Raw genomic sequence first — 272 nt, 5'->3', positions numbered from 1 at the left:
TCGATTTGGCATGGCCCAGGTCCGCCGCACGACGGTAGCAGGCCAGGGCCAAGGCATGGTTCTGCACCACGCCGCGACCGGTGGCCAACAGGTTGGCGTAGTTGTACAGCCCCCAGTCCAGCCCCGCTTCGGCAGCCAGGCGATAGTGCCCGGCCGCGCTGGCGGCATCCGCCGGGCAACCCCAGCCGTGCTCATGGCAGCGCCCGAGCATGTTGCGCGCCATCAGGTGCCCACGTTGTGCGGCGATCTCGAACCAGCGCACCGCCAGGGGT

At 69.9% G+C, this 272-nt stretch carries 1 protein-coding gene; it reads right to left on the bottom strand.

Annotated elements, in window-relative coordinates:
• Positions 1-272: tetratricopeptide repeat protein (locus F6S12_RS33390; protein WP_409999894.1), on the bottom strand; the 272-nt coding region annotated here is incomplete at both ends.

Source organism: Pseudomonas sp. JV245A, from assembly GCF_032424515.1.
Taxonomy (GTDB): Bacteria; Pseudomonadota; Gammaproteobacteria; order Pseudomonadales; family Pseudomonadaceae; genus Aquipseudomonas; species Aquipseudomonas protegens.
The sequence above is the reverse complement of the archived record's forward strand: the minus strand, read 5'-3'. Positions and strand labels throughout refer to the sequence as shown.